This window comes from Nocardiopsis mangrovi (assembly GCF_042653925.1).
GTDB lineage: Bacteria > Actinomycetota > Actinomycetes > Streptosporangiales > Streptosporangiaceae > Nocardiopsis_B > Nocardiopsis_B mangrovi.
Window position 1 is genome coordinate 225,505 of record NZ_JBHSFQ010000007.1, and the last position, 25,096, is coordinate 250,600.

The following is a 25,096-nucleotide window of genomic DNA, read 5'->3' on the forward strand; positions in this document are numbered from 1 at the left end:
GGAGATCGTCATGATGAGGGGACTCGTCTCGGGCGCCGCCACGGGCGGGCTGTCGAAGGGGCCGGATCTCGTCATCCGGTACCGCTCCCCCGTGCGGCGGCGGCGAGGTGGGCGTGGACCATCGGGACGGCCGAGGCGCCCTCCCCGGAGGCGGAGGTGACCCGCTTCATCGAGCCGGCACGGACGTCGCCGACGGCGAAGACCCCCGGAACACTCGTCGCGAGGTCGGCCGGCGGGCGGCCGTCGACCCAGCGCCGGGTCGGCAGGTCCCGGCCGGTGAGGACGAACCCGCGGTCGTCGCGGTCGACCAGCGGGGGCAGCCACTCGCTGTGCGGTTCGGCGCCGAGCAGGAGGTAGAGCCCCCGCGCGTCGCGGCGGGTGGTGGCGCCGGTGTCCAGGTGGCGCAGCGAGACCCAGGAGAGGGTCTCCCGGTCGCCGGTGCCACCGTCGACGACCTCGGTGCGGGTCACGACGTCGATCCGCGGGTGGCCCTCGATCTCGCGCACGAGGTAGTCGGACATCGTGTCGGTGATCCCCCCTCGACGCACGACCACGGTGACCGACGAGGCGAAGCGCGCGAGGTGGATGGCCGCCTGGCCTGCGGAGTTGCCGCCTCCGACGACGACGGCCTCGTGGCCGGTGGTGTCGCGCGCGGTGCTGATCGCCGCCCCGTGGTGCACGCCCCGCCCCACGAGTCGCTCGAGCGAGGGCACGCCGAGCGTCCGGTAGGCGACGCCGCAGGCGATGATCACGGCGCGGGCGCGGACGTCGCCGCCGGTGGTGCGCAGGGTGTGGTGGCCGTCGGTGCCGGGGACGAGCTGCCGGACCTCCCACCCGACGCGGAAGCGGGCGCCGAAACGACCGGCCTGCGTGCGGGCCCGCTGGGCGAGACGCATCCCGGAGATACCGCGCGGGAACCCGAGGTAGTTGCGGATCATCGAGCTCGTGCCCGCCTGACCGCCGACGGCGTCGCTGTCGAGGACGACCGTGGTGAGGCCCTCGCTGGCGCCATAGACGGCAGCCGCCAGTCCCCCCGGCCCGGCGCCGACGATCGCCAGATCCACGGTCTCGGTGATGTCGCCGGGGGACCCGTAGAGCAGGGCGGCGACCTCCCCCGGGCTGCTCGGCGCGATCGGCGGCTGGTCGAACACCACGACGAGGGGGTACCGGAGCGGTCGGCCGGTCGCCACGCGGGCGTCGCGCACGGCCCGGCCGGCGTCGCTGTCGACCGGCAGCACCTCGGTGGGCAGCCCCATGCGTTCGGTGAGGTCCCGCACGGCAGCGGTGAGGGGGTCGCCTGCGTCGGAGACGATCCGGATCAGCGCGACCTCGGGATCGACGGTGGTGGATCCCCAGTCGGAGAGCAGCTCGGCGAGCGCTATGTGGAACTCCTCGTCGCGGGGGCCGCGCGGCATGAGCACGTAGGCGTCGAACGCTCCGGCCCCCAGGGCCGCCTGCAGGCCCCGTTCGGAGGTACGAAGCTCGGCCATGAACCTGTCATAGGGCGCGGCGAGGACCCGGCGCGCGGCCGGGACGAGTCCACGCCAGACCGCGAAGGCGGCCAGCGGATCGGCGTCGGGCAGCTCACCGTCCTGCACGATCATGGCCACCTGGCCGCCTGCGGCGGCGATCTCGCCGACGACGTCGACGGTGCCGGCGGAGGATCCCACGACCCGCACGTCGTAGTCGTGTTCGTAGCGGCGCAACTGGGCGCGCAGCGCGTCGGCGTGCTGCGCGGAGGCGATCACTATCGCGGGAAGGGCCACATCGACCTCCAGACGGGTGGTCTCGGTCAGGGACGGAGCCGGCGGATCTCATCCGCCGGCCGGCAGCGCGGCGGTCGACGTCGTCGCCGGCGGCACCTGCGGGCGGCCCGTCCCGGCCCGGGGCAGCGCGCCACCGAACAGTGCACCCGGCCCGCTCGGCGGGGTCGGTGGCGCGGCGGCCGGCACGCTATGTCGCACGCCGATCAGCGGTACTACGGCCCCCTCGGACTCCCGCTGCCCTCCGGACGACTTCGCCATCGGCTCATACGTCCGGTCTCCCGCCCGACGCCGGGCGTGGTCGGACGGGTCTCTCCTGTTCCGGCCCAGACCGTGCACACGTGCCGCCTTGCTACCCCGGAAGGACCCCGGAGGCCGACCCCGGAACCGGGCCTCCAGAACATGGCCTTCGCCCCGACATGACAGGCCGGGCACTCCGGTGCCTGCCCGGACGGGATTTCCACCCGCAAGCCTGGGCCAGCTTTCGGGACGCACCATGCGACCTACCCTAGCGCAAACGAGACGGTACCGTTCCGTCCCGTCCCATGTATAGTTACGTCGGAACGGCCCCGTCTCGTCCCGACACGGGAAACGTTGGCCGTCGAGAGAGGAGTAAGCCGATGACCGTCACGCTGGTGCATCCCCAGGGGGTCAACCGGGTCGACGTCCACCACCAGGTCGCCGTCACGCAGGGCTCGCGCACCGTGTACCTGGCCGGGCAGGTGTCCTGGGACACCGACGGCAACCTCGTCGGCCGCGACGACCTCGCCGCACAAGCCGAGAAGGCATATCTCAACATCGCCGCCGCCCTCGACGCCGTCGGGGCGACACCGGCCGACCTGGCCAAGGTCACCGTCTACATCGTCGACCTCGACGAGACGAAGGCCGAACAGTTCGTCATCGGCCGCGAACGAGCGGCCGCCACGCTGGGCGTGCAATTCCAGCAGCCCAGCACCTGGGTCGGCGTCACCGCACTGGCCGCACCCGGCTACCTCGTCGAGGTCGAAGCCGTGGCCGTGCTGGCCTGAGACGGGCGAAGCCCGACCTCGCCGGCCTCGACCGAGCGCCGGTACGCCGCGGGGTCGCCGCCTGCGGCGGCGATCACCGCGGCGAGGAGGGGGGAGGGCTCAGCGCCGCGGCCCGCTCGAGCGCTCCAGCCAGCCGGCGACCGCCTCGATCGAGGCGTGGATGTGGGCGGTCATCAGCTCCCGCGCCCGGACACCATCGCCGTCGAGGACCGCGGTGGCGATGCCTTCGTGCTCGGACAGGTTGCGGACCAGCAGGCGGGAGTTGCCGGCGTAGGCCCCGAAGGAGATGTTGTGCGGCAGCCGGCGCCGCAGGTCCGCGATGGACAGCGCCAGGAACCTGTTGCCGGCCGCCTCGGTGATCACCGAGTGGAACTCCTCGTTGGCGGCCGCCCACTCCTGCGCGAGGTCCCCCTCGGCCGCGCCGTCCACCACCTGACGGAAACGGTCCCACGCCGTCTCCAGGCGACGGGAGAGCCGGTCGTCGATCCGCGCGGCGGCGAGCTGCGCCGCGAGCCCCTCCAGCTCCGCCCGGACCTGGCCGGCCTGCCGGATGTCCGACGGTGACCGGTCGTTCACCCGCGCACCCCGGTTCGGCACGATCGTCACGACGTCGCGCTCGGCCAGGATGCGCAGCGCCTCCCGCACCGGCGTGCGACTGATCGCGAGCTCGCCGGCCACCGCGCTGTGCCGGATCCAGGACCCGACCGGAATCTCGCCGGCGACGATCCGGCGCTGCAGCGTCTCGGCCACCCGGTGGCTGAGGGAAGCGCCCGAGCCGTCGCGGGCGAGCAGGTCGGACACGGCTTCCCCGAGGTCGACGGACAGGTGCAACCGGAAGCGTACTGCATCCAATGCACGCCGAGCGCTACCCGGCCCATGTCTCCCGGAGGAACCGGACCGCCGGGTCGACCACGGTGGGCGAGCCGAACTCGCCCGCGCCGTGCCCGGCGCCCTCGACCACCTGCAGCGTGCTGCTCCCGCCTGCGGCCAGCACGGCGTGGTGGAGCAGCTCGCTCTGCGCGAGTGGCACGACCTGGTCGGCGGTGCCGTGCGCGAGCAGCAGCGGCGGCACGCGGCGAGCGCGCCCCGCGGCGGCGACCAGCGACCCGTGCGCGACCGGCGACAGGTCCCCGTCGCGGGTCACGCCGAAGAAGTCACAGGTGGTCGTCCACCACAGCGCGAGCCGCTCCGGGTCACCGGCGCCCTGTTCCAGCAGCGCCAGGAAGTCCACCGTCGGATAGTGCAGCACGACGGCATCCATCGTCGCGGCACCACCGGCCTGCTCAGGCGCGGGGTGGCCGATCGACTCCCCGCCGGTGAGCGCGGCCCGGCCCACCAGGTACGCGCCCGCCGAGCTGCCCCAGCCCGCCACCCGCGACGGGTCGAGCCCGAAACCGGAGCCGTTCGCACGGACCCAGCGCACCGCGGTGATCACGTCCTCGACCGGCTCCGGGTAGCGGGCCTCCCCGCACAGCCGGTAATCCACGGACACCACGGCGATCCCCCGCGACGGCAGCGTCCCCCACGGACCCATGCGGGGCACGCCCGCGATGAAGGCACCGCCGTGCGCGTACACCACGACCGGGAACGGACCGGGCCCGCTGTCGGGGACGTGCACGTCGACGGTGAGCCGCCGCCAACCCGGGATCGACGCGATGGTGACGTCCAGGAAGGACCGGCACCCCGGGAGGGCACGGACCTCCACCGGGTCGGCGAACCCGGGCGCGACCAGGTCGAACGGACGGACGACCCCGGAGCGGGGGCGGTCGTCGAACAGCACGGCTGTCACTTCCCTTCCTCGAGGCCGCGGCTCCCCCGTGCGGCGATCGCGCCGGCCACGGCCGCCACCAGCACCACGGCCGGCGTCGCCGCGATGACCGGTGAGTCGCTGCCGGTGACCTCGGCGTAGTTCGCGACGATCAGGACGAGCACCGCCAGCAGCCCGCCCCCCGCCACAGCGGGCGCCACGCGCGTCGACCACACCGAACCCGTGACGGCTCCGCGGACGCTCGCGACGACCACGCTCACGCAGCAGGCCGTCATCATCCCGATCAGCGATATCGAGGTGATGCCGGAGACGGCGGGGAACAGGTTGACCAGCGGGTCCGCACCGAGCACCACGAACGGCGCGAGCAGGGCGACCGCGACCACCGTCACGACCACGCAGCCGACGTACGGGGTCTGGTAGCGGCCGTGCGTCCGGGCCAGCGCCCGCGGCAGCAGCCCGTCGCGACCGAGGGTGAACAGGTAGCGGATCGCGAGGTTGTGGAAGGCCACCGCCGCGGCGAGGAAGCTGACCGCGATCAGGACACCCAGCAACGGCCCCGACCACGGCCCGAGATAGCGGTCGGCGGCCACCAGGACCAGGGCTCCCGGATTCTCCAGCGCGGCGGCCCGGACGTCGTCGAACGCGGCGACCAGCGCCCAGGTACCGACGACGAACACCCCGAGGAGCAGACCGAGCGCGGCGTAGGTGGCGACGGTGATGCTCCGGACCGGGGCGTCGGTCTCCTCGCCGTAGGCCGCGGTGGCCTCGAACCCGCCGAACGACAGCAGGCAGAACACGAAGGTCAGGGCGAGCCCGGGGCCGAGAGCCGCCGACGGGGACAGCACGAGCGGGTTCGCCCAGCCCTCGGGACGCTCGACGAGGACCGCCAGGGCCAGCAGCGCGATGATGCCGAACTGCAGCACCGACACGACCGTCGTCACCCGCTGGGCGACCTCCACACCGCGGACACCGAGCAGACCGGTCACGAGCAACGCGCCCACCGCATACGGCCACCACGGCAGGTCCGCCCCGGTCACCGACGACACGGCGAGGCCCGTGAAGTACCCGGCCGCCGCGACCATCCCACCCGCGGCGAGCGTGTAGGCCAGCATCGCGACGAACGCGACACCCCCAGCGGCAGCACGACCCAGCCCGAACGCCACGAACGCCTGGTAGGCACCAGCACACGTCACGTAGCGGGCGAGGACCAGATAGCCCACGGCGAACACCGCCAGCAGCAACCCGGTCAGCAGCATCACGAGCACGACCGCCGGGCCCACCCCCATCCCCAGGCTCAGCGAGATGTTCGACGACATCGCCGTCAACGGAGCCGTCGCGGCGACCACCATGAACACCATGCCCGGCGCGCCGACGACACCCTTTTTCAGGCGGCCCACGTCCACGCCGGTCTCAGTGCGGGCGGTCATACCCCGACCGCCTGCACCGACGCGCCTCGACACGACCATTGGCTGTTCGCCATGAGGCTCCCTCAGGGATGCCGACCGAGCTTGATCGGATGCAATGAACATGACATCGATGGGCTCCCGCCGCCAACGACGTCACACAACGGTTACGCGCGCGGGAGGTCGCGGCGACGTCGTCACTCCGAGCCGAAGGCCGTCACGATGCCGCTGCTGTCCGGCTGCCCGGCGCCCAGCGCCTTCTCCGCCACCAGGGGGTTCCAGAAGTCGACGTAGCGGGAGATCTTGCCGTTCTTCGTCTCGACCACGGAGATGTAGGTCTGCTCGTAGGGGCGTCCGGTCGCCAGGGCGATCCCCTGGCTCCTGAACTCCGCGATGACGAGTGACGGCTCGACCGTGTCGTGGAACCGGAGGTCGATGAAGTCGACTCGGAAGTTGTCGGGGAACTTGTCCATATACGCCCGCAGCCCGGCCTTGCCGGACACCTTCGACGGGTAGCCCTCGGGACCGTAGGGGAACTCCAGCACCCCGTCCTCTGTGAACAGGTCGACCCACTCCGGGATCCGGCCACTGGACAGGAAGTCCAGGTGGTTCCTGAACGCCTGCCGGGCGGCGGAACGAACGTCCTCCACGTCCGGCCGGGCGGTGTCCGTCTCGGTCATGGCGAGTCCTCTCTCGGGATTTCTACTCACGGACGCTGGGGCCCCAGGGCCGCGGCGAGCGTCTCGTCCACGGTCCGCGCCGGGCGTCCGGCGATGGTGGCGACGGTGTCGGTGACGGTCGACTGCCCGTCAGCCGCGATGAGGCCGTCGAGAGCGGCGAGGCCGACCGCGGCCTCGGCCGCGACGCCGGCGGCGGTGAACCGGGCGGCGAGCCCCTCCTCGGAGACGCGCACGTGGCGAGCCGGACGGCCGGTGATCCGGGTCCAGATGCCGCACACCTCGTCGTAGGTCAGCGCCTGCGGGCCGGTGATGACCAGCTCCGGCTCAGGTAGCACAGGCCCGCTCAGTGCGGCGGCTGCGACGGCCGCGATGTCGTCGGCATCGATGAACGGGACCCTGCCCTCCCCGGTAGCGGTCGCCACTTCACCGGACCAGAGGCTGCGCACGCCGGGCGCGCGGCTGACGAAGTTCTGCGTGAACCACGACGGGCGCAGCACGACGGGCTCCGGAGCGACGCGCAGAACGAGGTCGTGCAACCGCCCCAGCCCGCTGGCGCCGCGGTCCACCGCCGATGAGCTGAGCAGCGCCACCCGACGCACGCCTCGGCGGACGGCTCGGTCGAGGACGGGTCCGACGACGGCGGCCGGGTCCGCGTGCCCGACCGGCGCCACGAGGTACAGCCGCTCCACCCCGTCGAACGCGGGATCATGGGTGGCGGCGTCGAACCAGTCGAAGGTGACCGGCGAGGAGCGGCTCACCCGCCGCACGGTGGTGCCGCTGCGCTCGAGCACGTCGGCGACCCGGGACCCGGTGGTGCCGGTCGCGCCGGTGACCAGCGTCGTCACGGCGAGACCTGCAGGCCGGGGGCACCGATCACGCCCGCGGCGTGCGCCGGGCTCCAGTAGTCGCGGTACGCCATGATGCCGTCGTCACCGACGGTGACAACGGACACGTAGCGCAGGGAGTAGGCGCTCCCGGTGGAAGCGGCCGTCCCCGCCATCGCGAACTCCAGGACGACTGTGTCCGGATCCCCGGTGTCGTGCCAGGTCTGCTCGGTCAGCGCCGACGGCAGCAGCAGGTCGTTGTAGCCGGCGACGTACGCCGCGACCGCGTCACGCCCCTCGAGCCGCTCCGGCGACCCAGGAGCGGCGAACGGGAAACTCATGGTGCCCTCCGGCGCCCACAGGGCGGCGAAACCGGCCATATCGTGCGCGAGCACCCGCTCCAGTGCGGCCTCGATCGTGCGGCGGGCACGCGCTCTACGCTGCGCGTCGTCCATTGTTCCTCCGGTGGGTCGATCGGTTCTCGGCTTCGACGGCGACGGACGCCGGATCCGAGCGATGAGTGTGAACGCGGCGAGCGGCTCGCCTCGAAGACGAGCCGGAGGCGGACGATCGGCCGACAGCGGGCTGTCGCGACACGGACGAACCGCGCGGGTCGCGCGCTACGTGCAGATGGCCCGCACGAGAGCCTCGACGAGCTCGTCGAGGTACTCGGGCCCGTGGTCCTCCTGACGAACCGACATCCGCCAGTACACCGGCGCCCCCAGCAGATCAAGGGCCAGGTCCACGGACACCCCCAGCTCGCCGCGGGCTGCGGCGCGCTCCAGGACGCCTCGTACCGCATCGCGCCGTGGAGTGGTGACGTTGTCCCGGAAGGCCGCGGCGACGGCGGGCTCGCGGGCGGCCTCCGCAAGCATGTCGGGAAGGATCCGGCTGATCAGCGGGTGCGACAGCCAGGCCACCATGCCTTCGACCATCACCCGGATGTCGCCGCGGAGCGACCCGGTGTCCGGCCGCGGCGCCGCGGGCACCGCCCACTCCCCGATCGCAGCGGTGGCCATCGCCACCTTCCCCGGCCAACGGCGGTACAGCGCACTCTTGCCCACACCGGCGCGGCGCGCCACAGATTCCATGGACAGCCGCGCGTAGCCGACCTCGGCGAGCTCGGCGAGGACGGCCTCAGTGATCGAGGCCGTCTTCTCCGGACGGAGTACGGCGGCACCGACGGGGTTGCGCATGGAAGCCTCCTTCGTCAGATGGGACGATACGGTAGCGTCCCATTTATGTCCAGACGCAGCCCGCCGACTCCGCTCGCAGGACGCATGGGAGGAGCATCGCCCCCGGCAGGACGGGCACCGGTCGTCGAGGAGCGCCGTCGCGCCGGCGAGCGGATCCTGGCGCTGATCGCCAGGTTCATCGCTGGTCCGACGGAGGGCTCTGCTCGAGACGCCCGGCTGGGCGGCCTAAGGCAGGCGGCGGGTGTCGCCGTCGCCGATGTGCACCGGCAGGTGAGGCAGGACCCCGTCGGGGTCCAGGAGGGTGAGGCGCCGGCTCAGCTCCACGCCGGGCGTGGTGGTGCCCAGGGGCAGCTCCACCTCCCGCAGCCGAGCGAGCGCGTGGCCCTCGTCAGAGGGAATGCGCCTGGAGGTGCTGCATGGCCTGCAGACGCGCGACGCCGGTGTCCGCGCCGCACCTCAGCGGCGCGCCTCCTTCTGACGCCGCCAGGGCAGCATCGACCTGCGCGAGATTCCCCAGGAACGGCTGCGCGACCTGATACGGGAGTGATCAGCGCCGGTACTGGCAGGGGAACCGGTGACAGCGGTGGTGCGCAATCCCGAGCGCGGTGTGGACGGCTCCGCATCAAGGTGCGTCGTTGCTCGCGCCCGAAGACTCCTCCAGGACGAGGGCGCGCACACGCTTCAGCACGCCAAGCTGTGCGGGGTTGTACAACTGCGCCAATGCCTCGACCATCGTCTGTGCGCCTTGCTCAGTACCACCTGGCGCGTCCGCCGTCGAGCCCTGCGACCACGGGCTCTTTTCGCGCGCTGCGAGGGCGACTGGCACAAGACGCGAAGCGATACTTTCGATCGCGGAAGCGTCCGCGTCCGGAGGCAGATCCTCGAACTCCTGTTCCGTCTTTCGTTCCGCGTCGTCGGGTTCGCCGAGCAGGTCGAGAAACTCCTCAATGGACTTCTCGCTGAGGACGGTCGAGCAGACCATCAGCAAAGACCGCTCTCTGTCGGAGAGGTCACGAAAGATCGGAGCGAGCACGGATGGAAAGTACGCCGGTGCGCGGTGACGCAGGATGGCCGCCAACTCCGCCCGCACACGGTTGAGTCGGGCGACCGTCGCTTCCAGTTCCGTATCCACCACGCGGATCACCGCGTCCGCGTCTTCGTCCACTCGTCCCATCGACGCCACCGCGGACAGCGGGATACCCAGGTCACTCAATCGCTTGATCTGTAGCAGACGGATCAAATGTGCGACCTCGTACCGCTTGTATCCGTTCGCTGTTCGCTCCGGCACATCCAGCAATCCGATCTGGTGGTAGTACCGGACGGCCTTCACCGTCGTACCGGCGAGTTCGGCAAGCTGCCGAGTGCTCCACGCCATGCGATACCTCCTCTGACGCCGCGCCTGCGATTAGCGCCGCATCCCGCGCCCGCACACAGTCCACACTCTGCCCCAGGGGCAAGGTCAAGCGTTTCCGGTTCCTCCATCCTCTTTTGTGCGCTGCGCTTGACTCTGCCCCGAGGGCACGACCTTGAGTGGTGACGAGCCGCATGCGACACGCGTCTCACCTTTCCTCACCGCTGACCGCAGGGCCGCGCGCCGCGTGATCGTGAAGTACTCCGGCGTGCTCCTACGGCAAGGCAGCCATTCCGGCGACGGAATGCCGAATGCAAGGGACTAATCGGCTCATGAGTCGACTCGACCATGGAGAAAGACACGTGCGAAACCTTCGCAGACCCTTCCAGGTCATTCGTGCGAACTTGCGCGTCTACCTCGTGATGAACGCGATCGTGTACGGCATGTTGCTCATCGGTATGGGGGCAGCGCTGATCAACCCCGAGCTGAACACCGCACAGGTGGCCTCCCTGGAGGAGGACGGGACAGCGGATCTGGTGACAACGCTGCTCGGGAACGTCTGGCTGTTCACCCTGACCATCCTCGCGAACAACGTGCTGAGGGCCGGCCTGCTGTACATTCTGCTGCCCTCGATGGTCGTGCCCTTCTCCGGCATAGCCGTTTTCGCGTACCAAGCGTTCATCGTCGGCGTGATCCTCGCCCCGGTCGACGAGGGCCTGGGGGTGGCGATGATCCCGCACTCGGTGACGGTCCTCATCGAACTCCAGGCCTACGCCCTCCTCATGCTCGGCGTCCACCTGCTCGGGAATGCCTGGCTGCGCCCCAAGACGGCCGGCGCTCGCAACCGTCGTCAGGGCTACGTCCACGGGCTACGACAGGTCGGTTGGCTGGGCCTGCCCGCGCTGGCACTTCTGATCATCGGCGCGATCTATGAGGCCTTCTCGATCATCTACCTCCTCCCGCTGCTGGGCGTGGGCTGACCTCAACGCGCCGGAAGAAGAGGCCGGTGCGTGCTCTTCCGGCTCGGCCGCCTGCCCGCTCTGCCAGGCTCCGTCCCGCCGGGTGCACAGCCGCTATGGCCGCCGCCTTGACGACACCCCCATCTCGGGCCAGGAAGTACTGATCCACCTGGGAGTCCGCCGGTTGTTCTGCGACGAGCCCGCCTGCGAACGGAAGATCTTCGCCGAGCAGGTGGACGGGCTGCCCAGCCCCAACGCCCGCCGCAGCACGGGCCTGTCCGAACTACTCGCGGGCGTCGGCATGGCACTGGGCTGGCGCGCAACACCGTGCGCCGCTTCGCCCGCGCCGCCACCGCTGAGGAACCGCTGGCGCGGAACGGCACAGGCAAGCGCCCCAGCAATCTACGACACTATGGCGCCTACCTGCGGAAACGCTTCACTCAGGGGTGCGGCAACGCCGCGCTGTTGTGGGGCCGAACTCCAAGAGCAGGGCTACCGGGGAAGTTATGCGAGCGCACACGACCACATCCGCCCATGGCGCTCCCAGGCCGCCCCTCCCGCGCCCCGGCCGCAGCCGCCCGGAGTCCGGCAGGTCACGGCGTGGATCTTGAGCAACCCCGACCTGCCAGAGCCTGAATACTGACCCCGTAGCGTCGCTCGGGTTCTAGTGCTTGTCGCAACACACCTGATCATTGGGGGCGTGTTGATGGCGAGGCGCGGACGCAAGCGCAGGTTCGTGCACCGATCCGGGATCGATCGCCGATGAACAGCGGGAATCCTTTCGGATCCATCAGCCATTGCAGGTTGCCGCCGTGGACGTGGGCCTTTCCGGAGTACTACAGGTCGATCGGCTCGCCTTTGACAGAGAGGGACGGTTCAGGTCGCGACTACACCCTGATGTCGGTCTGCCGGGAACTCGGTCGAGGGCCTGCGGGGGGAGTGGATCTCTCCGCGGCCCGCGCTCGATACCGGCCCGGCGTGGTGCCGAACTCCCTCTCGAAGGCGTGTGAGAGCGCGTACGGGCTGCCGTAGCCGACTCGGTCGGCGATGGCGGCCAGGGTGTGCGAGGTGTCGCGGAGCAGGGTGGCGGCAAGGATCACTCGCCACCACGTGAGGTACGTCATCGGAGGGCGGCCGACCAGGGCGGTGAACCGGCGCGCCAGGGTGGGACGGGAGACCCCCGCCTCTGCCGCCAAGCCGTCGTTGCTCCACGGCGCGGCCGGATCGGAGTGCATCGCCCGCAGGGCGGCGGCCGTCACCGGGTCGCCCAGTGCGCCGGGCCAGGCTCCACAGGTGGTCTCGGTCATCCAGGAGCGGATCATGTAGACGAGGAGGAGATCGAGCAGGTTCGGGAGCGCGACGCAGGAGCCGGGCCGCCTCTCGTCCAGCTCACCGGCGAGCAGGTCGATCGCGGCACGGAGTTCGAGGTGGCTGCCGACTCGGCTGGGGAGGTGGACGACCTCAGGTAGCTCTGCCATGAGCGGGTGCATGCGGCTGCAGTCGAGCCAGTACTTGCCGCAGAGCATCTCCGTCCCGTCGCGATCAGGCCGGGCTCGCGGCCCCGTCTCCGCAAGCCATTGCTCGAACGGTACCGCCTTCTCCTTGGCGACCGCCGCATCGACGGGGGAATCGGCGATCACGTGGCCTGTGCCGTGAGGCAGCAGCACCGCGTCACCCACGCCGAGAGGCACCGCGGCGCCGCCGTCGGTCAGCAGCCAGCAGCCGCCCTTCAGGACGACGTAGAAGCCCGCGCCGTCGTAGGGGTCCAGCCGCACACACCAGCTCCCCCCTGTCCGCACCCGGTGGGACCAGGGGTGCCCGAGGTGCACGGCGGAGATCGCATCGCTCACCACATCCATCCGCCCAGGATATCTCCCGCATTAGGAGTGAGAGGAATGCGTATTTCATTGAGCCGGATGCGCATTGAGAGGATCATACGGCCTTCGTAAGGTCGAGCACATGACGAATGGGAACGCGAGCGTGCAGAGCATGTCGCTGGGGGATGTCGAGGTCATCCGGGTCGTGGAGTGGCACAGCCCGTTCCTGCCCGCCTCCGGCATGTTCCCGACAGCCGCTGCCGGTTTATGGAAGGGCAACGAGGACCGGCTGGCACCGGACCACTGGGAGCCGGACACCGACCGGGTGGTGATCGCGCTGCAGACGTGGGTGCTGCGCAGCGGTGGGCGGACCGTCCTGGTCGACACAGGGGCGGGCAACGGGCGTGAACGACCGGGCATGGCACCGTATTTCCACCAATGCCAGGGCGATTTTCTCGGCCTCCTGGCGCGTGCCGGTGTTCGACCGACCGATGTCGACGTCGTGGTCAACACCCACCTCCACGTCGACCACGTCGGCTGGAACACGGTCGACGCGGACGGCGAGTGGGTACCGACGTTCCCCAACGCCCACTACCTCATCCCGGCCGCCGACGACTTCCACTACGGTCCGGACAACGCCTACGGGAACGGCCTTCACGAGGTCGACCGCCTGATCTACGAAGACAGCATCGCACCCATCCACCAGGCCGGAAAGGCCGTGCTGTGGGACGGCCTCCACCGCATCGACGAACACCTCACCCTGGAATCCGCGCCCGGACACACCCCCGGTTCCTCCGTGCTGCGACTCGCCTCCGGCAGCGACCGGGCGGTCTTCGCCGGAGATCTGCTGCACAGCCCGGTGCAGATCCTCGACCCCTGCTGCAACAGCAATGCCTGCCTGGCCCCGGAACAGGCGGTGGCCAGCCGCCGCCGGGTCCTCGGGCGGGCCGCCGATGAACGGGAACTGCTCGTCCCCGCGCACTTCGGCGGTGCGGGTGCCCTGGAGGTCCGGCGGGAGGGTGGTGGGTTCGCCCTCGGCCCATGGGCGACGTTCAGCCCGGAGAAGTAGAGCTCACCGCCCGCGGGCGCGCGGCACGCACCACCTCGGCGGACCGCGCACGACCGCCGTCGCCACGCCGATCATGGGCCGCCTCGGCGACCTCCACGGTAAGCGCCGCATGCTGATCCTCAGCCTTGCGGTGATGGTCGCCGGCGCGCTCGTCAGCGCCCTCACCAGCGACCTGCTCCCGATGATCGCGGGCCGGGCCCTCCAGTGCTGCGCGATGAGCGCGATACCCCTCGGTATCGGCCTGATGCACGACACGCTCCCCCGCGAGAAGCTCGGCTCGGCGATGGCCCTGATGGGCTCATCCATGGGCGTCGGCGGCAGCCTCGCCCCGCCCGCAGCGGCCTTGGTCGCCCAGCACGCCGACTGGCACGCCCTTTTCTACGGCGCGGCCGGCCTCGGCGTCCTCTGTACCGCTCTCACCCTCCTCGTCGTCCCCGAGTCCCCCATCCGCGCGCAGGGCACCTTCGACGTGCTCGGCGCGATCGGGCTCGCCGCCGGCCTCGTCCTCTTCCTGCTGCCGATCAGCAAGGGCGGCGACTGGGGCTGGACCTCCGGCACCACCCTCGGGCTGTTCGCCGCGGCGGCGGTCGTGCTCGTCCTGTGGGGCGTGCTGGAGCTGCGTCTGAAGGCACCGCTGGTGGACCTGCGCACCACGGCCCGCCCCGCGGTGCTCTTCTCCAACCTCGCCTCCATCATGGTCGGCGTCTCCTTTCTGGTCGTCTCACTGGTCCTTCCCCAGCTGCTCCAGCTGCCGAAGGCCACCGGCCACGGACTCGGCCAGTCGATGGTGGTCGCGGGCCTGCTCCTGGCGCCGCTCGGCCTCACCATGATGTTCACCGCCCCCGTCTACGCCCGGCTGTCCGCGAAGTACGGCCCCAAGGCCACCTTGATCCTCGGAATGGTGATCATCGCGATCGGCTACGGCGCCGGCGTCGGCCTGATGAGCGCCCCCTGGCAGAGCCTCGTCATCACGGTGATCCTGGGTACGGGCATCGGCCTCGCCTACTCCTCCCTCCCCGCCCTGATCGTCGGCGCGGTCCCCGCCTCGGAGACGGGCGCGGCCAGCGGCCTCAACACGCTGATGCGCTCGATCGGCGCCTCGGTCTCCAGCGCCGTCATCGGCATGGTCCTCGCCGACACCACGCACCATGTGAACGGGGTCGCGGTCCCGTCCATGCAGGGCTTCCGCGTCTCCTTCCTCATCGCGGTCGGCGCGATGGCGATCGGCCTGCTCTTCGCCCTCTTCCTGCCCCGAGCCGCCCGCCTCACCGCGTCCGGCGACGACCGCCTGACGGCCCCGAGCGCAGACGCCGTCCGTGCCCGGGCGATCTGTAAACGCAGCCGAGCGCACTCACTCCCACAGATGGGTCGGGCCCCGGGCCCCGGCCGTGAAGGCGCGGCAGCCCGCTGCTGCTGATCGGGTCCGTGTCGGAGATCGTCGGCAAGCTGGTGGCCACGCGCGAGCAGCCGGGCATCTCCTACGTGGTGGTCTTCGCCACGGCGATCGAGGAGTTGCGACCGGTGGTCGCCCGGCTGTCCGGAACCTGAGACGCCGGCGGGGCCGTGGGACCTCGGTCCCAGGGGCGGGTGCCGGGGTTTCGGCCGAGGTTCGCGGCCGAGACGACCGCACTCGGTACGAGCCACTGCGGATGGGCGCCCGACGAGGTGCGGGCGACGGCCGTCACTCGCCCGTGCCTCCAACACTCGCCCATGTGCTCCACAGACCAGCGCCCCCCTCTGCCTCACGCGAGGAAGCGCCCCCAATCCGTTTGTTTCAGGTGGTTCTGGACAGAACCTCCATGATCCGCCGTCAGATCTGGTTCATCCCGCCATCGACGTAGAGATTGGCGCCGTAGACGAAGCTGCTCTGCGACGAGGCGAGGAAGGTGACGGCTGCGGCGATCTCTTCGGGGGCCGCGACCCGGTTGGCCGGCAGGCCGGACGCGACCGTCGCCATCATTTCCTCTGCGCGCTCACCGAATGCCTTGTCCCACAACGGGGTGTTCACCGGGCCCGGCGAGATCGTGTTGACCCGGATGCCCCGGCCGCCGAGTTCGCCGGCCCAGGCGCGTGCATAGGCTCGAACGGCGGCTTTCGATGCCCCGTAAGCGCTCATGCCCGCGGCGCCGCTTTCGGCGGCCGTGGAGCCGGTGAGGATCACCGAGGCGCCGTCGTTGAGCAGCGGAAGTGCTTTCTGCACCGTGAGGAAGGTGCCTTTGACGTTGACGTCGAAGATGGCGTCGTGAGTCGTCTCGGTGAGTTCCTCCAACGTGGCGAGGGGATTGATGCCCGCGTTGGCGAACAGCACATCCAGGCCCTGCCCGCGCTCGCGCACGCGCTCATACAGGCGATCCAGGTCCGCTGCGACGCTGACGTCGCCGGGCACCGCGGTGGCGTTGCCGATGACGGCTACGGCCTTGTCCAGTTCGGTTTCCCCCCGCCCCATGATGAACACGTGCGCACCCTCGGCGGCCAGCCGTTCTGCGGTCGACAGGCCGATGCCCCTACTGCCGCCGGTCACCACGGCCGTCTTGTCTTTGAATCGTTTCATTCGTCTGACCCCAGATTATTTGAATACTTATAGGTACAGAACTAAATCAGCACAGTGGGGGGGACTGGAGGTGAGCTGGCTATGCTTGCCCCCGTGACAGGCACCCGGAAGGCGGCGATCGGCCGCCCGCGAGAGTTCGACGTGGACGAAGCGCTCGAGCGCGCGCTACTCGTGTTCTGGGAGCAGGGTTACGAGGGCGCCAGCCTCACCGACCTGACCGCCGCCATGGGCATCAACCGGCCGAGCATGTACGCCGCCTTCGGCAGCAAGGAGGATCTGTTCCGCAAGGTGCTGGAGCGCTACTCCGCCGGACCGGCCGCCTACGGCCCGCGGGCGTATGAGGAACCGACCGCGAAGGCGGTGGCCACGGCGTTCCTGCACGGCGCCGTCGACACCACCACCGGCCCCGGCCACCCGCCCGGCTGCCTCGGGGTCCACGGCTGCCTGGCCTCGGGCCCGGGGGATCGGGCCGTCCGCGACCTGCTGACCGACTGGCGCGAGGACGCCCACTCCCACCTCGTGAAGCGGTTCGAGCGCGCCAGGGACGAGGGCGACCTGCCGCCGACGTCCGACCCGGGCGTACTCGCCCGGTTCCTGATGGCCGTGGGAAACGGAATCGCCGTCCAGGCCGCGGGCGGCGCCGGCCACGACGAGCTGCGCATGGTCGCCGACGCCGCCCTGCGGAACTGGCCGCCCGCCTGACTCAGAACTGGTGCTCGCCACCGTCGATATCGAGGTTCACGCCGTAGATGAAGCTGCTCTCGTCCGAGGCGAGGAAGGCCACCGCGGCGGCCACTTCGTCCGGACGCCCGAGCCGACCGATCGGCACGCGCTTGACGAGTTCCGCCTTGAACGCGTCCACCTCGTCTTTACCGCCGACTCGATCGAGCGCCGGCGTTGAGATCGCGCCGGGCGAAACCGCGTTCACACGGATCCCGCGGTCCTTCAACTCGTTCGCCCAGGTTCGGGCGAGCGACCGGACCGCGGCTTTCGAAGCGGAGTACAGGCCGAAGTCCGCCCACCCGTCGTCGGCGCGGATGGAAGCATTGAACACGACCGACGCGCCCTCATTGAACAGGGGCAGCGCCTTCTGGACCGAGAGCCACGTGCCCCGGACGTTGACCCCGAAGTTCTGCTCGTAGTGCTCGTCCGTCGCCTTCTCGAGCGGCGCGAACGCGGCACCGCCCGCGTTGGCGAACAGGACGTCGAGCCCGCGGCCGCGAGCGCGGACCGCCTCGTACAGCCGATCCAGATCGGCCGCCTCCGCGATGTCACCCACGACGGCGGTGGCCTCAGGCCCGATGGCCGCCACCGCCGCGCCGAGTTCGGCTTCCCTCCGGCCGGTCAGGAACACGTGCGCCCCCTCGGCCGCGAACCGCTCCGCGGTGGCCAGCCCGATCCCGGTGCTGCCACCGGTCACAACGGCGGTCTTGCCCTCCAGCCTGCCCATGCCCAACCCCTTCGAGCGTCCGCCGACCGACATGCGTATCGATCGGTACAGATCGACTCTAGCATCGTTCCATACCAATCGGTACACATATAGCCCCTCCCGGTCGGTCGGACAGGTTCTCTCCTTGGACCGCCGCCGTCGGCAGTGGGCGAGGTCGTGGAACACGCCGGCTCGGCGGTCGCCGCCGGCGGCCATGCGAAGTCATCTGAACGAAGCGTGCCTGTGGGTCGTCGCCAGCCCCGGCACAGGCGATCGGTGTATCGGATCGACGCCGCCGAAATAAGGCCGCCGACCCCCGACCGCCGCCGCCATCTGGTCCACGACGTCACGCATCACCTGCTCGCCCCGTTCGACGGTGCCGAACCGGCCCTGGTTCTGCGCACCCATCCCGTCGACGAAGTCGAGACCCGAGCGTCGAACGGGGCGAACGACGCGGTGATGAGCACACCCGCCACCGGGCCGTCCGCCCCTGCGAGCTCGTACGCGAGCTCCCGTCCGTCGCGCAACTAGACGACGCTCACCGGACGACCTCCTCGGTAGGTGTGCCCGTGGGTCGCCGGGGCAGTGGAGTGGCGGTGAAGACGCCGAGCGGGTCGTAGCGCTCCTTGACGGCGAGCAGACGACCGGCGTTGTCGCCGTAGGCGTGTGCGATCTGGTCGTGCTGATCCGGCGCGAGGAAGTTGGGGTAGCCGCCGGGCAGGGCGTGCGGGGCGAGAGCCGCGCCGACCTCGTCGGTCCAGGCCCGGTGGGCGGCGTGGTCGTCGTCGGCCTGACGTCCCGCACTGATCTCGACGGCCACGTGCGGAGTCCGCAGTCCGAAGGCGGTGGCACCGGCCGCGACGCGCGTGGCCGCGCCGTGGAACTGCCGCAGGCCGATGCCCGCTCCGGGGCCGGGACGCGCCTCCGCGGCGCGGGTCACGACCTCGATGATCCCGGGGGTCAGCGCGGCCACGGCGCGGGGCCGGATGGTCCAGTGCAGCCCGGCCGGAACGCCACTGTCGAACATTGCGAGCAGGTCGCGCTGCGACGTCGGACCGACCGTGCTCACGAGCGGGGTACCGAGCCGCGTGACGCGGGAGAGGGCCTCGTCGGCGCCCCCCGGTTCGCCCGACCACACCGGGACGACGAGCAGGCACGGCCCGACATCGGGCACGACGCTCAGCTCGACCAGGAGGGTCAGCCCGTCGGCGGGATCGGCCAGCAGCTCCGCGTACCGCTCCAGCACCGTCGCCGCCTCGGCCCATGCGAACACGACCATCCCGCCGACGAGGCCGCGGTCGGGATGCAGCCGCACCCGCAGACCCGTCACGACGCCGAAGTTCCCGCCGCCCCCGCGCAGCGCCCACAGCAGTTCGGGATCGTCCTCTGTCGACACGATCCGGCCGTCGGCGAGCACGACCTCGGCGCCGAGCAGGTTGTCGGTCGCGAGGCCCGCGCTGCCCAGGAGCGGGCCGTAGCCGCCACCGAGGGTGAGCCCGGCCAGCCCGACCTGCCCAGAGGTCCCGGTCGCCGCGTTCAGCCCGCGCGCGGACGCGGCGGCCACCAGATCGGCGGCGCGGCCGCCACCGCCGACCCGTGCGGTGTCGTGCTCGATCCGCACGTCGCGCATCCCATCCAGGTCGATCACCAGACCGCCGTCCCGCAGCGCGCGCCCGGCCCAGTCGTGGCCCCCGCCACGGACGGAGAGCCCGGTACCCGTCTCCGCGGCGGCGGTGACCGCCACGGCGACCTCTTCGCTGGTCCGCGGCCTGACCACGAGGGCCGGCCGCGCGGTGACCGCCGCGTTCCAGATCGCCGTCGTGCCGGCGAACCGGGGGTCCCCCGGACGCGCGACGCGGTCGGTACCCAGCTCCCGGTCGAGGCGCCGTGACAGGTCCTCAAGCGATGTCGTCGTCATGTTCTCTCCTTCTTCTTCTTCGAACGGCCCGGTGTCAGAGCGCCGGGTGGATCCCGCCCGTCGACGGCGATCTGCGTGCCCGTCAGGTACGAGGACCGCGACGACGCGAGGAACGCGATGAGCTCGGGGGCCTCCTCACCACGGCCGGGCCGCCCGAGCGGGCCGACCCAGTGCTCGTACAGGTACGCCCGCAGCTCGTCGACGGTGATCCCGCGGTGGTCGGCGACCTCCTGCATGGCGGTCAGCGACGACTCGCTCTCCACGAGCCCCGGCGGGACGGCCACGACCCGCACTCCCGACGGGCCGACCTCGTTCGCGAGCCCCTTGCTGTAGACGTTCAGTGCCGCCTTGGCCGCGGCGTACGGGATCCCGTCGCCCCGTGCCGGGTGGAGCGCAGCGCCGGACGAGATGTGGACGACCGAGCCGTGGCCCTGCGCGACCGTCAGCGGCACCACGTGCCGGTCGAGCCGGACGGCCGACGCCACGTTCAGGTCGAGGTTCTGCCGCCAGTGCGACCCGCCGGCAGCGAGCAGCCCGCCGGGGGTGACCTTGCGGGTCCCGACGTCGCCGCCGGATGAACGTCATTGCACACCATGCCGCTTGCGGCATGGTCAACCACGCACGGAAAAGGGCCGTGCCTTGCACGCCCGCGGACACCACCGGTGCGGGAAGCGCCCCGTGTCTCCGTTCCCGCCGAGCCGCCCCTGATGTTCACGGGCGCCCCGGCGGCACGATGGTGGTGGCGTCGTCCTGCTGCGGCACGACACCGCGTGCGGCGACGCCCTGGGGCCGGGCTTGACCATGCCGCCTACGGCACGGTGTCGACTGTGGGCCGGCGGCACGGACGTGCCGCCGGCGTCCGAGACCCGGAGCGGGGTGTCACGAGCGGCGTGGAGTTCCCGTGAGATCGCCGAGCCCGCCGGCACGACCTGCGATCGGCGGTACGCCACTACCCGTCCACCCCGGCAGCAGGGCGATCCCCGGCCCACTCGCCGATCACCCCAGAATGGAGGCGATCCGCACGCCGCTGATAGCGGTCCAGGGCATCGTCGAGAGCCGGCGGCGCCGACCGCCGTCCGTCACAGACCGGGTTCGACCGCCCTTCGGGATGGTCGGCACGCCCCTACCGACCGTGGTCGTCGCGACGTCCGCCACCTCCCACCCCGACAGACCTCCCCTGAAGGAATCCCATGGATCTGACCCTGCCCGAGCGGCTCTACCTGATCAGTTACGACCTCGACAAGCGCCGCTTCGACGCGGTCAGCGGCCCGTACCGCAGCCATCTCCTGCGCGCCGCGGCCCTGGCCGAGCTGACCATCCGCGGGCTGCTCGGTGCCGCCGGGAACGGCAGAGCCGCGCGCGCAGGCGGGCCGGAGCCCCGGGACCCGTTCCTGGCCCGGGTGCTGGCCGATGTGCCCCCGCACAAGCCGCGCGACTGGACCGGCATCCTCCTGCGCGAGTTCGGAGAAGCCGAGGACACCGTGCGCGACCGGCTGGTCGAAGCGGGCGCGATCACGGTGGAACGCCGCCGCGTGCTGGGGGTGATCCCCACGAGCGAGGTCACCCCCGCACACCCTGACCAGGTCCGTCGATTGCGCGAGCAGGTGCGCCACACGGTGACCGGCGGCCATGACCCGGCATCGGCGCCCATCGAGGCGGCGGCCCTGGCGGCGATCGCCCTCGAAGGCGACGTGGAAAGCGTGTTCACCTGGCGCGAGCGCCGAAGCCACAAGAGAGCGGTCAAAGCGCTCAACGCCCGCTTCGACGTGAACTTCCCCGGACTGCGCGAGGCGGTGCTCATCGCCGTAGCGAACGCGCGGTCCCCCGCCTGACGCCCGCCCGGCCGCCTCGGTGAACACGGCCCGGCACGAAGGCACTCCGACCCCGTGCCGGGACCGCGCGAGCGGCGGACCCGACACCAACCGGGGCACACCGCAGGAAGCGATGCCCGATATACCCCCGTGCCCCTATGCCCCCGCTGGGCGATGCCCACGATCGACGGGCGCCGCAACGACCCACGCGCACCACCCGCGAGGCCCCACGCGACACGGCGGTTCGTCCCGGTGTCGGCTCGCCACGCCCCGACGAAGCACCGGTCAGGACCCGTTTTCCGCGGACATCGGAGCGAGAACGCGCCCACGCGCCGAGGTGAGGATCAGCAGCGATTCCGGCGCCCGGTCGAGCGATCAGGACGGGCGCGCGGCAGGCCGCCGTCCCGGTTGCGGGGTGACCGCCGTGCGGGACGAGGCGCGGTTCCGTCCTTGGTGACCACGGTCCGGCCGCTGGAGGTGATGGGTCAGTTCCCGGAGCCGACGATGGCGGTGACGCGGATCTCCACACGCATGGCGGCGAGACCCAGGACGGTGACGCCGGTCTCGGTCCAGATCGGCGCGCGGCCGCCGAGGCGGCGCCGGAACTGCTCGGCCATGACCGCGTTGTGGTCGTCGCCGATGACATCGTCTCCCGGCGCGACCTTGTGGTAGGAGTTGACGTGGATGACGTCCTTCCATGTCGCGCCGACCGTGGCGAGCGTGCGCTCCACGTTGTCGAAGGCCTGGATGATCTCGTCTTCCAGCGAGTCCGGGATGACCAGGTCGTCATCCACCCCGGCCTGGCCGGAGATCTCGACCCGGTCGCCGACGCGGACGGCCCCGCTGTAGCCGAGTGCCGCGTGCAGCTTCTCGCCGTAGCCCGGAACGACGCCGAAGGTGACGGTGCTCATGATGCTTCCACTTCCTGTCAATGAGGATGCGTTTCCTCTGAGATGAGTTCACGCGTAAAGTGATACTAGCAAGCTATCACTTCAAGCGCAAAGTCATGACGAACTTCGCCGGAGGTCGGGAAGATCCATGAGCAGCACGGGAGAGCCCATGAGCGGAACCCATGAACACGATGACGATGAGGAGCTGCGATGGCTCGACGAGCAGGAGAAGGCGGCGTGGACGGGGCTGATCTCCCTTGTCCTGCTGCTGCCCGGCAAGCTGGAGTCGCCGCTGCGGCAGGAACACGGCCTCACCCTGTTCGAGTACCTCGTGCTCAGCCACCTCTCCGAGGCCCCGCGGCGCAAGCTGCGGATGGGAGAGCTCGCCTTCCTCGCGAGCGGGTCGCTCTCCCGCCTGTCCAACGTCGTCAAACGCTGTGAAAACCGCGGCTGGGTCGTCCGGACACCCGACCCGGCCGACGGCCGTTACACCCTCGCCGAACTCACCGACGCCGGCTTCGACATCGTGCACCTGGCAGCGCCCACACACCTGCGCTCCGTACGCCGCATCGTCCTCGACTCGCTCAATACGACCGACCAGAAGGCCCTCGCCCGCATCGCACAAAAACTCCGCATCGTCCCCGACGACTTCGGCTGACGGTCGTCCCACGCCACGGCCCGGCACGAAGGCACTCCGACCCCGTGCCGGGGCCGCGCGAACGACGGACCCGATACCGACCGCGCGCACCGTAGTGGGGAGCGATGCCCCGTATGCGCCTGTGCCCCCGCTGGGCAATGCCCACGCTCGACGAGCGCCCCCGACCCCCCCACGCGCACATCCCGCGGAACCCTCCACGACACCGGCACGCGAGCGTAGAAAGCCGCGGCCGGTCGAAACCGGGCCGCGGTCGGCCGTACACGCCATGGGCATGTCGCGGCAGCGGGCCGACACGACCCGCCCTGGAACGAGAGGAGCCTCTTCGGCTCCACAGGACGCCGGACACCCCGATCGCGGCCGACGACTCCGGAGTTCTCGCGGGTGTGTAATACACTGTGTTGGTCGGCGACGCGCCCTGAACGCCCACACGCCTCAATCCTGCATTTCAGGTCCGCATTTGTGGGAGGGCTCTCGTCGTCACCAACCACACACCCCCTGTCCTGGCCGGTCTCATCGCGCCCATATGACGTCATCCCAGCGTTCGCCCCTGCATGCTCCGTGCGCGACGGAGCATCGCTCGGGCGACTTCGCGATCGCGTGTCCGAGGTGTGCCCCGGAACCGTCCCCCACCGCTATTGCGTGCGAACCTTGGGTGATGCCGCAACGACCTGGTCCCCCATGAGGTCCTCAGCGGCACGCTCGTGCCGTTCGGCCCAGGTTCTTTCGATAAGGAGTCGGTCATGAGCTGGAGCACCCGCCAGCTTGCCGAGCTGGCAGGAACGACCCTGCGGGCGATACGGCACTACCACGAGGTGGGCCTGCTCGACGAGCCCGAGCGTCAGGCCAACGGCTACAAGAGGTACGGGGTGGAACACCTCGTGCGCGTGATCCGGATCAAGCGGCTGTCGAACCTGGGGTTCACCCTCACGCAGATCGCGGGGATCGACGAGACCGACGCCTACCCCGAACAGGCGTTGCAGGGCCTGAACGCCGAAGTCACCGACGACATCAAACGCCTGGAGCAGATGCGCACGGAGCTCGCACAGGTGCTGCAGGAGCCCGCACCGATCGACCTGCCGCCCGGGGTGGCCCAGGCCGCCGCCAACGCGGGCCTGACCGAGACCGACCACTCGATGCTGGTGGTCTGGAGCCGCGTGCTCGGACCCAACGCTCTGGAGACCTCCACCGAGTTGCTGCGCTCCTACGAAGCTGACCCCGCCGAAGCGGCGTGGGACGCCCTGCCGGCCGACGCCGACGAACAGACCCGGCAGGACGTCGCCGAACGGATGCTCCCTCGATTCCGCGACATGATGGCCGCCCACCCCGGGCTACAGGCCCCCGACGCCGCGACGCCGGGCCACAGCAAGCAGGCGATTCTGCGGGAACTCACCACGGCGATCATCGACCTGTACAACCCCGCCCAGATCGACGTCCTGAGACGCATCGGGCGGGCCCTGACGGCGGATCCGGAACCCGACCGTCACCCCTGACCGGCCGCCCGCATCGGCGGCCCCCGGCGAAGGGCCGTCGAACGACAGCCGCAGTGCTCCATCGGTGCCACGGACCGAGAACAAGGCAAGGGTCCGACCACGCCGACCGCCCATCCCGGCTCCCGCGCCCTCCGGTTCCGCTGGAGGGGCGCGGGAGCCGCCTCCCGCGGAGGAAGGCCGGGCGATACCCGGGACCGGGCGACCCGACCGGAGCCCTGTCAAGGGCGGTGCCGCGGCCGATGCGCCGTCCACTGGTCGCGTCGCGTGGCCGGACCCCGCTACCGTCCTTCCTCGAAGTAGCGGACGTAGGCGTTGGACTTCGTCGCGAAGTACGCGAATATGCGCTCGTTCGACCAGCCGCGTATCTCGCGGTAGCGCGGAATCGCCTTGGCCATGTCGGGGAGGTCGCTGGTCAGCGTCCCGTCATGATGCAGCGTCAGGAAGGGCCGCACATCCTTGGTGCGGCGGTCCTGCGCGTACAGCACCCGGGG

The 25,096-nt window shown here is 70.8% G+C and carries 28 protein-coding genes; 11 read left to right on the top strand and 17 right to left on the bottom strand.

Annotated elements, in window-relative coordinates; translation table 11 throughout:
* Positions 1 to 71: 71 nt before the first annotated feature.
* A complete protein-coding gene (locus tag ACFO4E_RS10590; RefSeq protein ID WP_378573392.1) occupies positions 72 to 1,766 on the bottom strand; it encodes an NAD(P)/FAD-dependent oxidoreductase in 1,695 nt (564 codons plus the stop codon).
* 617 nt (positions 1,767 to 2,383) lie between these two features.
* On the opposite strand from ACFO4E_RS10590, the gene ACFO4E_RS10595 reads away from it, so the two are divergent.
* Entirely contained in the window at positions 2,384 to 2,791 is a 408-nt protein-coding gene (locus ACFO4E_RS10595; RefSeq protein ID WP_378573394.1) for a RidA family protein, read from the top strand.
* Between the two features lie 99 nt (positions 2,792 to 2,890).
* Here ACFO4E_RS10595 and ACFO4E_RS10600 read toward each other — a convergent pair whose 3' ends face one another.
* From ACFO4E_RS10600 to ACFO4E_RS10640, 9 genes are all read right to left on the bottom strand, one after another.
* Complete coding sequence (locus ACFO4E_RS10600; protein WP_378573396.1) at positions 2,891 to 3,643, bottom strand: GntR family transcriptional regulator; 753 nt, start codon at positions 3,641 to 3,643, stop codon at positions 2,891 to 2,893.
* Between the two features lie 13 nt (positions 3,644 to 3,656).
* The gene (locus ACFO4E_RS10605) at positions 3,657 to 4,580 is read right to left on the bottom strand and encodes an alpha/beta hydrolase (RefSeq protein ID WP_378573398.1); all 924 of its coding nucleotides are present in this window, start codon (positions 4,578 to 4,580) and stop codon (positions 3,657 to 3,659) included.
* Positions 4,577 to 5,986: an APC family permease gene (locus ACFO4E_RS10610; protein ID WP_378573400.1), complete on the bottom strand. Its 1,410-nt coding sequence runs from the start codon at positions 5,984 to 5,986 to the stop codon at positions 4,577 to 4,579. The genes ACFO4E_RS10605 and ACFO4E_RS10610 overlap by 4 nt, the downstream gene beginning before the upstream one ends.
* Before the next feature lie 173 nt (positions 5,987 to 6,159).
* Positions 6,160 to 6,642 (bottom strand): nuclear transport factor 2 family protein, encoded by a 483-nt coding sequence (locus ACFO4E_RS10615; RefSeq protein WP_378573402.1) that lies wholly within the window; start codon positions 6,640 to 6,642, stop codon positions 6,160 to 6,162.
* Between the two features lie 26 nt (positions 6,643 to 6,668).
* The gene (locus tag ACFO4E_RS10620) at positions 6,669 to 7,487 is read right to left on the bottom strand and encodes a Rossmann-fold NAD(P)-binding domain-containing protein (RefSeq protein WP_378573403.1); all 819 of its coding nucleotides are present in this window, start codon (positions 7,485 to 7,487) and stop codon (positions 6,669 to 6,671) included.
* On the bottom strand, positions 7,484 to 7,921 hold the full coding sequence (locus ACFO4E_RS10625; RefSeq protein WP_378573405.1) for a nuclear transport factor 2 family protein: 438 nt from the start codon (positions 7,919 to 7,921) through the stop codon (positions 7,484 to 7,486). Before ACFO4E_RS10625 ends, ACFO4E_RS10620 begins: the two co-directional genes overlap by 4 nt.
* 165 nt (positions 7,922 to 8,086) lie before the next feature.
* Positions 8,087 to 8,662 carry a TetR/AcrR family transcriptional regulator gene (locus tag ACFO4E_RS10630; protein WP_378573407.1) on the bottom strand — a complete coding sequence of 192 codons (576 nt, stop codon included), beginning with the start codon at positions 8,660 to 8,662 and terminating at the stop codon, positions 8,087 to 8,089.
* A gap of 225 nt (positions 8,663 to 8,887) precedes the next feature.
* Entirely contained in the window at positions 8,888 to 9,019 is a 132-nt protein-coding gene (locus ACFO4E_RS10635) for a hypothetical protein (RefSeq protein ID WP_378573409.1), read from the bottom strand.
* 265 nt (positions 9,020 to 9,284) lie between these two features.
* On the bottom strand, positions 9,285 to 10,037 hold the full coding sequence (locus ACFO4E_RS10640; protein ID WP_378573411.1) for a MerR family transcriptional regulator: 753 nt from the start codon (positions 10,035 to 10,037) through the stop codon (positions 9,285 to 9,287).
* A 338-nt stretch (positions 10,038 to 10,375) separates the two neighbouring features.
* Here ACFO4E_RS10640 and ACFO4E_RS10645 point away from each other — a divergent pair, with 338 nt between their 5' ends.
* Both ACFO4E_RS10645 and ACFO4E_RS10650 read left to right on the top strand, forming a co-directional pair.
* Positions 10,376 to 10,993, top strand: a complete 618-nt coding sequence (locus ACFO4E_RS10645) for a stage II sporulation protein M (RefSeq protein WP_378573457.1) — start codon at positions 10,376 to 10,378, stop codon at positions 10,991 to 10,993.
* On the top strand, positions 10,944 to 11,615 hold the full coding sequence (locus ACFO4E_RS10650) for a transposase family protein (protein ID WP_378573413.1): 672 nt from the start codon (positions 10,944 to 10,946) through the stop codon (positions 11,613 to 11,615). Before ACFO4E_RS10645 ends, ACFO4E_RS10650 begins: the two co-directional genes overlap by 50 nt.
* A gap of 244 nt (positions 11,616 to 11,859) precedes the next feature.
* On the opposite strand, the gene ACFO4E_RS10655 is transcribed toward ACFO4E_RS10650, so the two are convergent.
* Positions 11,860 to 12,831 (bottom strand): AraC family transcriptional regulator, encoded by a 972-nt coding sequence (locus ACFO4E_RS10655; protein ID WP_378573415.1) that lies wholly within the window; start codon positions 12,829 to 12,831, stop codon positions 11,860 to 11,862.
* 100 nt (positions 12,832 to 12,931) lie between these two features.
* On the opposite strand from ACFO4E_RS10655, the gene ACFO4E_RS10660 reads away from it, so the two are divergent.
* From ACFO4E_RS10660 to ACFO4E_RS10670, 3 genes are read left to right on the top strand one after another with little or no spacing between them, the layout of a single operon-like run.
* Positions 12,932 to 13,858: an MBL fold metallo-hydrolase gene (locus ACFO4E_RS10660; protein ID WP_378573417.1), complete on the top strand. Its 927-nt coding sequence runs from the start codon at positions 12,932 to 12,934 to the stop codon at positions 13,856 to 13,858.
* Positions 13,743 to 15,275 carry an MFS transporter gene (locus ACFO4E_RS10665; protein WP_378573419.1) on the top strand — a complete coding sequence of 511 codons (1,533 nt, stop codon included), beginning with the start codon at positions 13,743 to 13,745 and terminating at the stop codon, positions 15,273 to 15,275. The genes ACFO4E_RS10660 and ACFO4E_RS10665 overlap by 116 nt, the downstream gene beginning before the upstream one ends.
* Positions 15,276 to 15,283: 8 nt before the next feature.
* Entirely contained in the window at positions 15,284 to 15,406 is a 123-nt protein-coding gene (locus ACFO4E_RS10670; protein ID WP_378573421.1) for a hypothetical protein, read from the top strand.
* A 262-nt stretch (positions 15,407 to 15,668) separates the two neighbouring features.
* Here ACFO4E_RS10670 and ACFO4E_RS10675 read toward each other — a convergent pair whose 3' ends face one another.
* Positions 15,669 to 16,409 (bottom strand): SDR family NAD(P)-dependent oxidoreductase, encoded by a 741-nt coding sequence (locus tag ACFO4E_RS10675; protein ID WP_378573423.1) that lies wholly within the window; start codon positions 16,407 to 16,409, stop codon positions 15,669 to 15,671.
* A 93-nt stretch (positions 16,410 to 16,502) separates the two neighbouring features.
* Here ACFO4E_RS10675 and ACFO4E_RS10680 point away from each other — a divergent pair, with 93 nt between their 5' ends.
* Positions 16,503 to 17,111 carry a TetR/AcrR family transcriptional regulator gene (locus tag ACFO4E_RS10680; RefSeq protein ID WP_378573425.1) on the top strand — a complete coding sequence of 203 codons (609 nt, stop codon included), beginning with the start codon at positions 16,503 to 16,505 and terminating at the stop codon, positions 17,109 to 17,111.
* A gap of 1 nt (position 17,112) precedes the next feature.
* On the opposite strand, the gene ACFO4E_RS10685 is transcribed toward ACFO4E_RS10680, so the two are convergent.
* The gene (locus tag ACFO4E_RS10685) at positions 17,113 to 17,859 is read right to left on the bottom strand and encodes an SDR family NAD(P)-dependent oxidoreductase (RefSeq protein WP_378573427.1); all 747 of its coding nucleotides are present in this window, start codon (positions 17,857 to 17,859) and stop codon (positions 17,113 to 17,115) included.
* 255 nt (positions 17,860 to 18,114) lie between these two features.
* Here ACFO4E_RS10685 and ACFO4E_RS10690 point away from each other — a divergent pair, with 255 nt between their 5' ends.
* A complete protein-coding gene (locus ACFO4E_RS10690; RefSeq protein WP_378573429.1) occupies positions 18,115 to 18,369 on the top strand; it encodes a hypothetical protein in 255 nt (84 codons plus the stop codon).
* A 7-nt stretch (positions 18,370 to 18,376) separates the two neighbouring features.
* Here the strand turns inward: ACFO4E_RS10690 and ACFO4E_RS10695 are convergent, their stop codons facing one another.
* Positions 18,377 to 19,756, bottom strand: coding sequence for an FAD-binding oxidoreductase (locus ACFO4E_RS10695; RefSeq protein ID WP_378573431.1), 1,380 nt, complete (start codon positions 19,754 to 19,756; stop codon positions 18,377 to 18,379).
* Entirely contained in the window at positions 19,753 to 20,289 is a 537-nt protein-coding gene (locus tag ACFO4E_RS10700; protein WP_378573459.1) for an SDR family oxidoreductase, read from the bottom strand. The genes ACFO4E_RS10695 and ACFO4E_RS10700 overlap by 4 nt, the downstream gene beginning before the upstream one ends.
* A gap of 657 nt (positions 20,290 to 20,946) precedes the next feature.
* Between ACFO4E_RS10700 and ACFO4E_RS10705 the strand changes: the two genes are divergently transcribed.
* Complete coding sequence (locus ACFO4E_RS10705) at positions 20,947 to 21,588, top strand: GOLPH3/VPS74 family protein (protein ID WP_378573433.1); 642 nt, start codon at positions 20,947 to 20,949, stop codon at positions 21,586 to 21,588.
* A gap of 464 nt (positions 21,589 to 22,052) precedes the next feature.
* Here ACFO4E_RS10705 and ACFO4E_RS10710 read toward each other — a convergent pair whose 3' ends face one another.
* Positions 22,053 to 22,478, bottom strand: coding sequence for a Rid family hydrolase (locus ACFO4E_RS10710; RefSeq protein WP_378573435.1), 426 nt, complete (start codon positions 22,476 to 22,478; stop codon positions 22,053 to 22,055).
* Positions 22,479 to 22,605: 127 nt separating this feature from the next.
* On the opposite strand from ACFO4E_RS10710, the gene ACFO4E_RS10715 reads away from it, so the two are divergent.
* Together ACFO4E_RS10715 and ACFO4E_RS10720 are read left to right on the top strand one after the other, a co-directional pair.
* The gene (locus ACFO4E_RS10715) at positions 22,606 to 23,115 is read left to right on the top strand and encodes a MarR family winged helix-turn-helix transcriptional regulator (protein ID WP_378573437.1); all 510 of its coding nucleotides are present in this window, start codon (positions 22,606 to 22,608) and stop codon (positions 23,113 to 23,115) included.
* A gap of 740 nt (positions 23,116 to 23,855) precedes the next feature.
* A complete protein-coding gene (locus ACFO4E_RS10720; RefSeq protein WP_378573439.1) occupies positions 23,856 to 24,605 on the top strand; it encodes a MerR family transcriptional regulator in 750 nt (249 codons plus the stop codon).
* A gap of 278 nt (positions 24,606 to 24,883) precedes the next feature.
* Here the strand turns inward: ACFO4E_RS10720 and ACFO4E_RS10725 are convergent, their stop codons facing one another.
* Complete coding sequence (locus ACFO4E_RS10725) at positions 24,884 to 25,090, bottom strand: hypothetical protein (protein ID WP_378573441.1); 207 nt, start codon at positions 25,088 to 25,090, stop codon at positions 24,884 to 24,886.
* Positions 25,091 to 25,096: the final 6 nt, after the last annotated feature.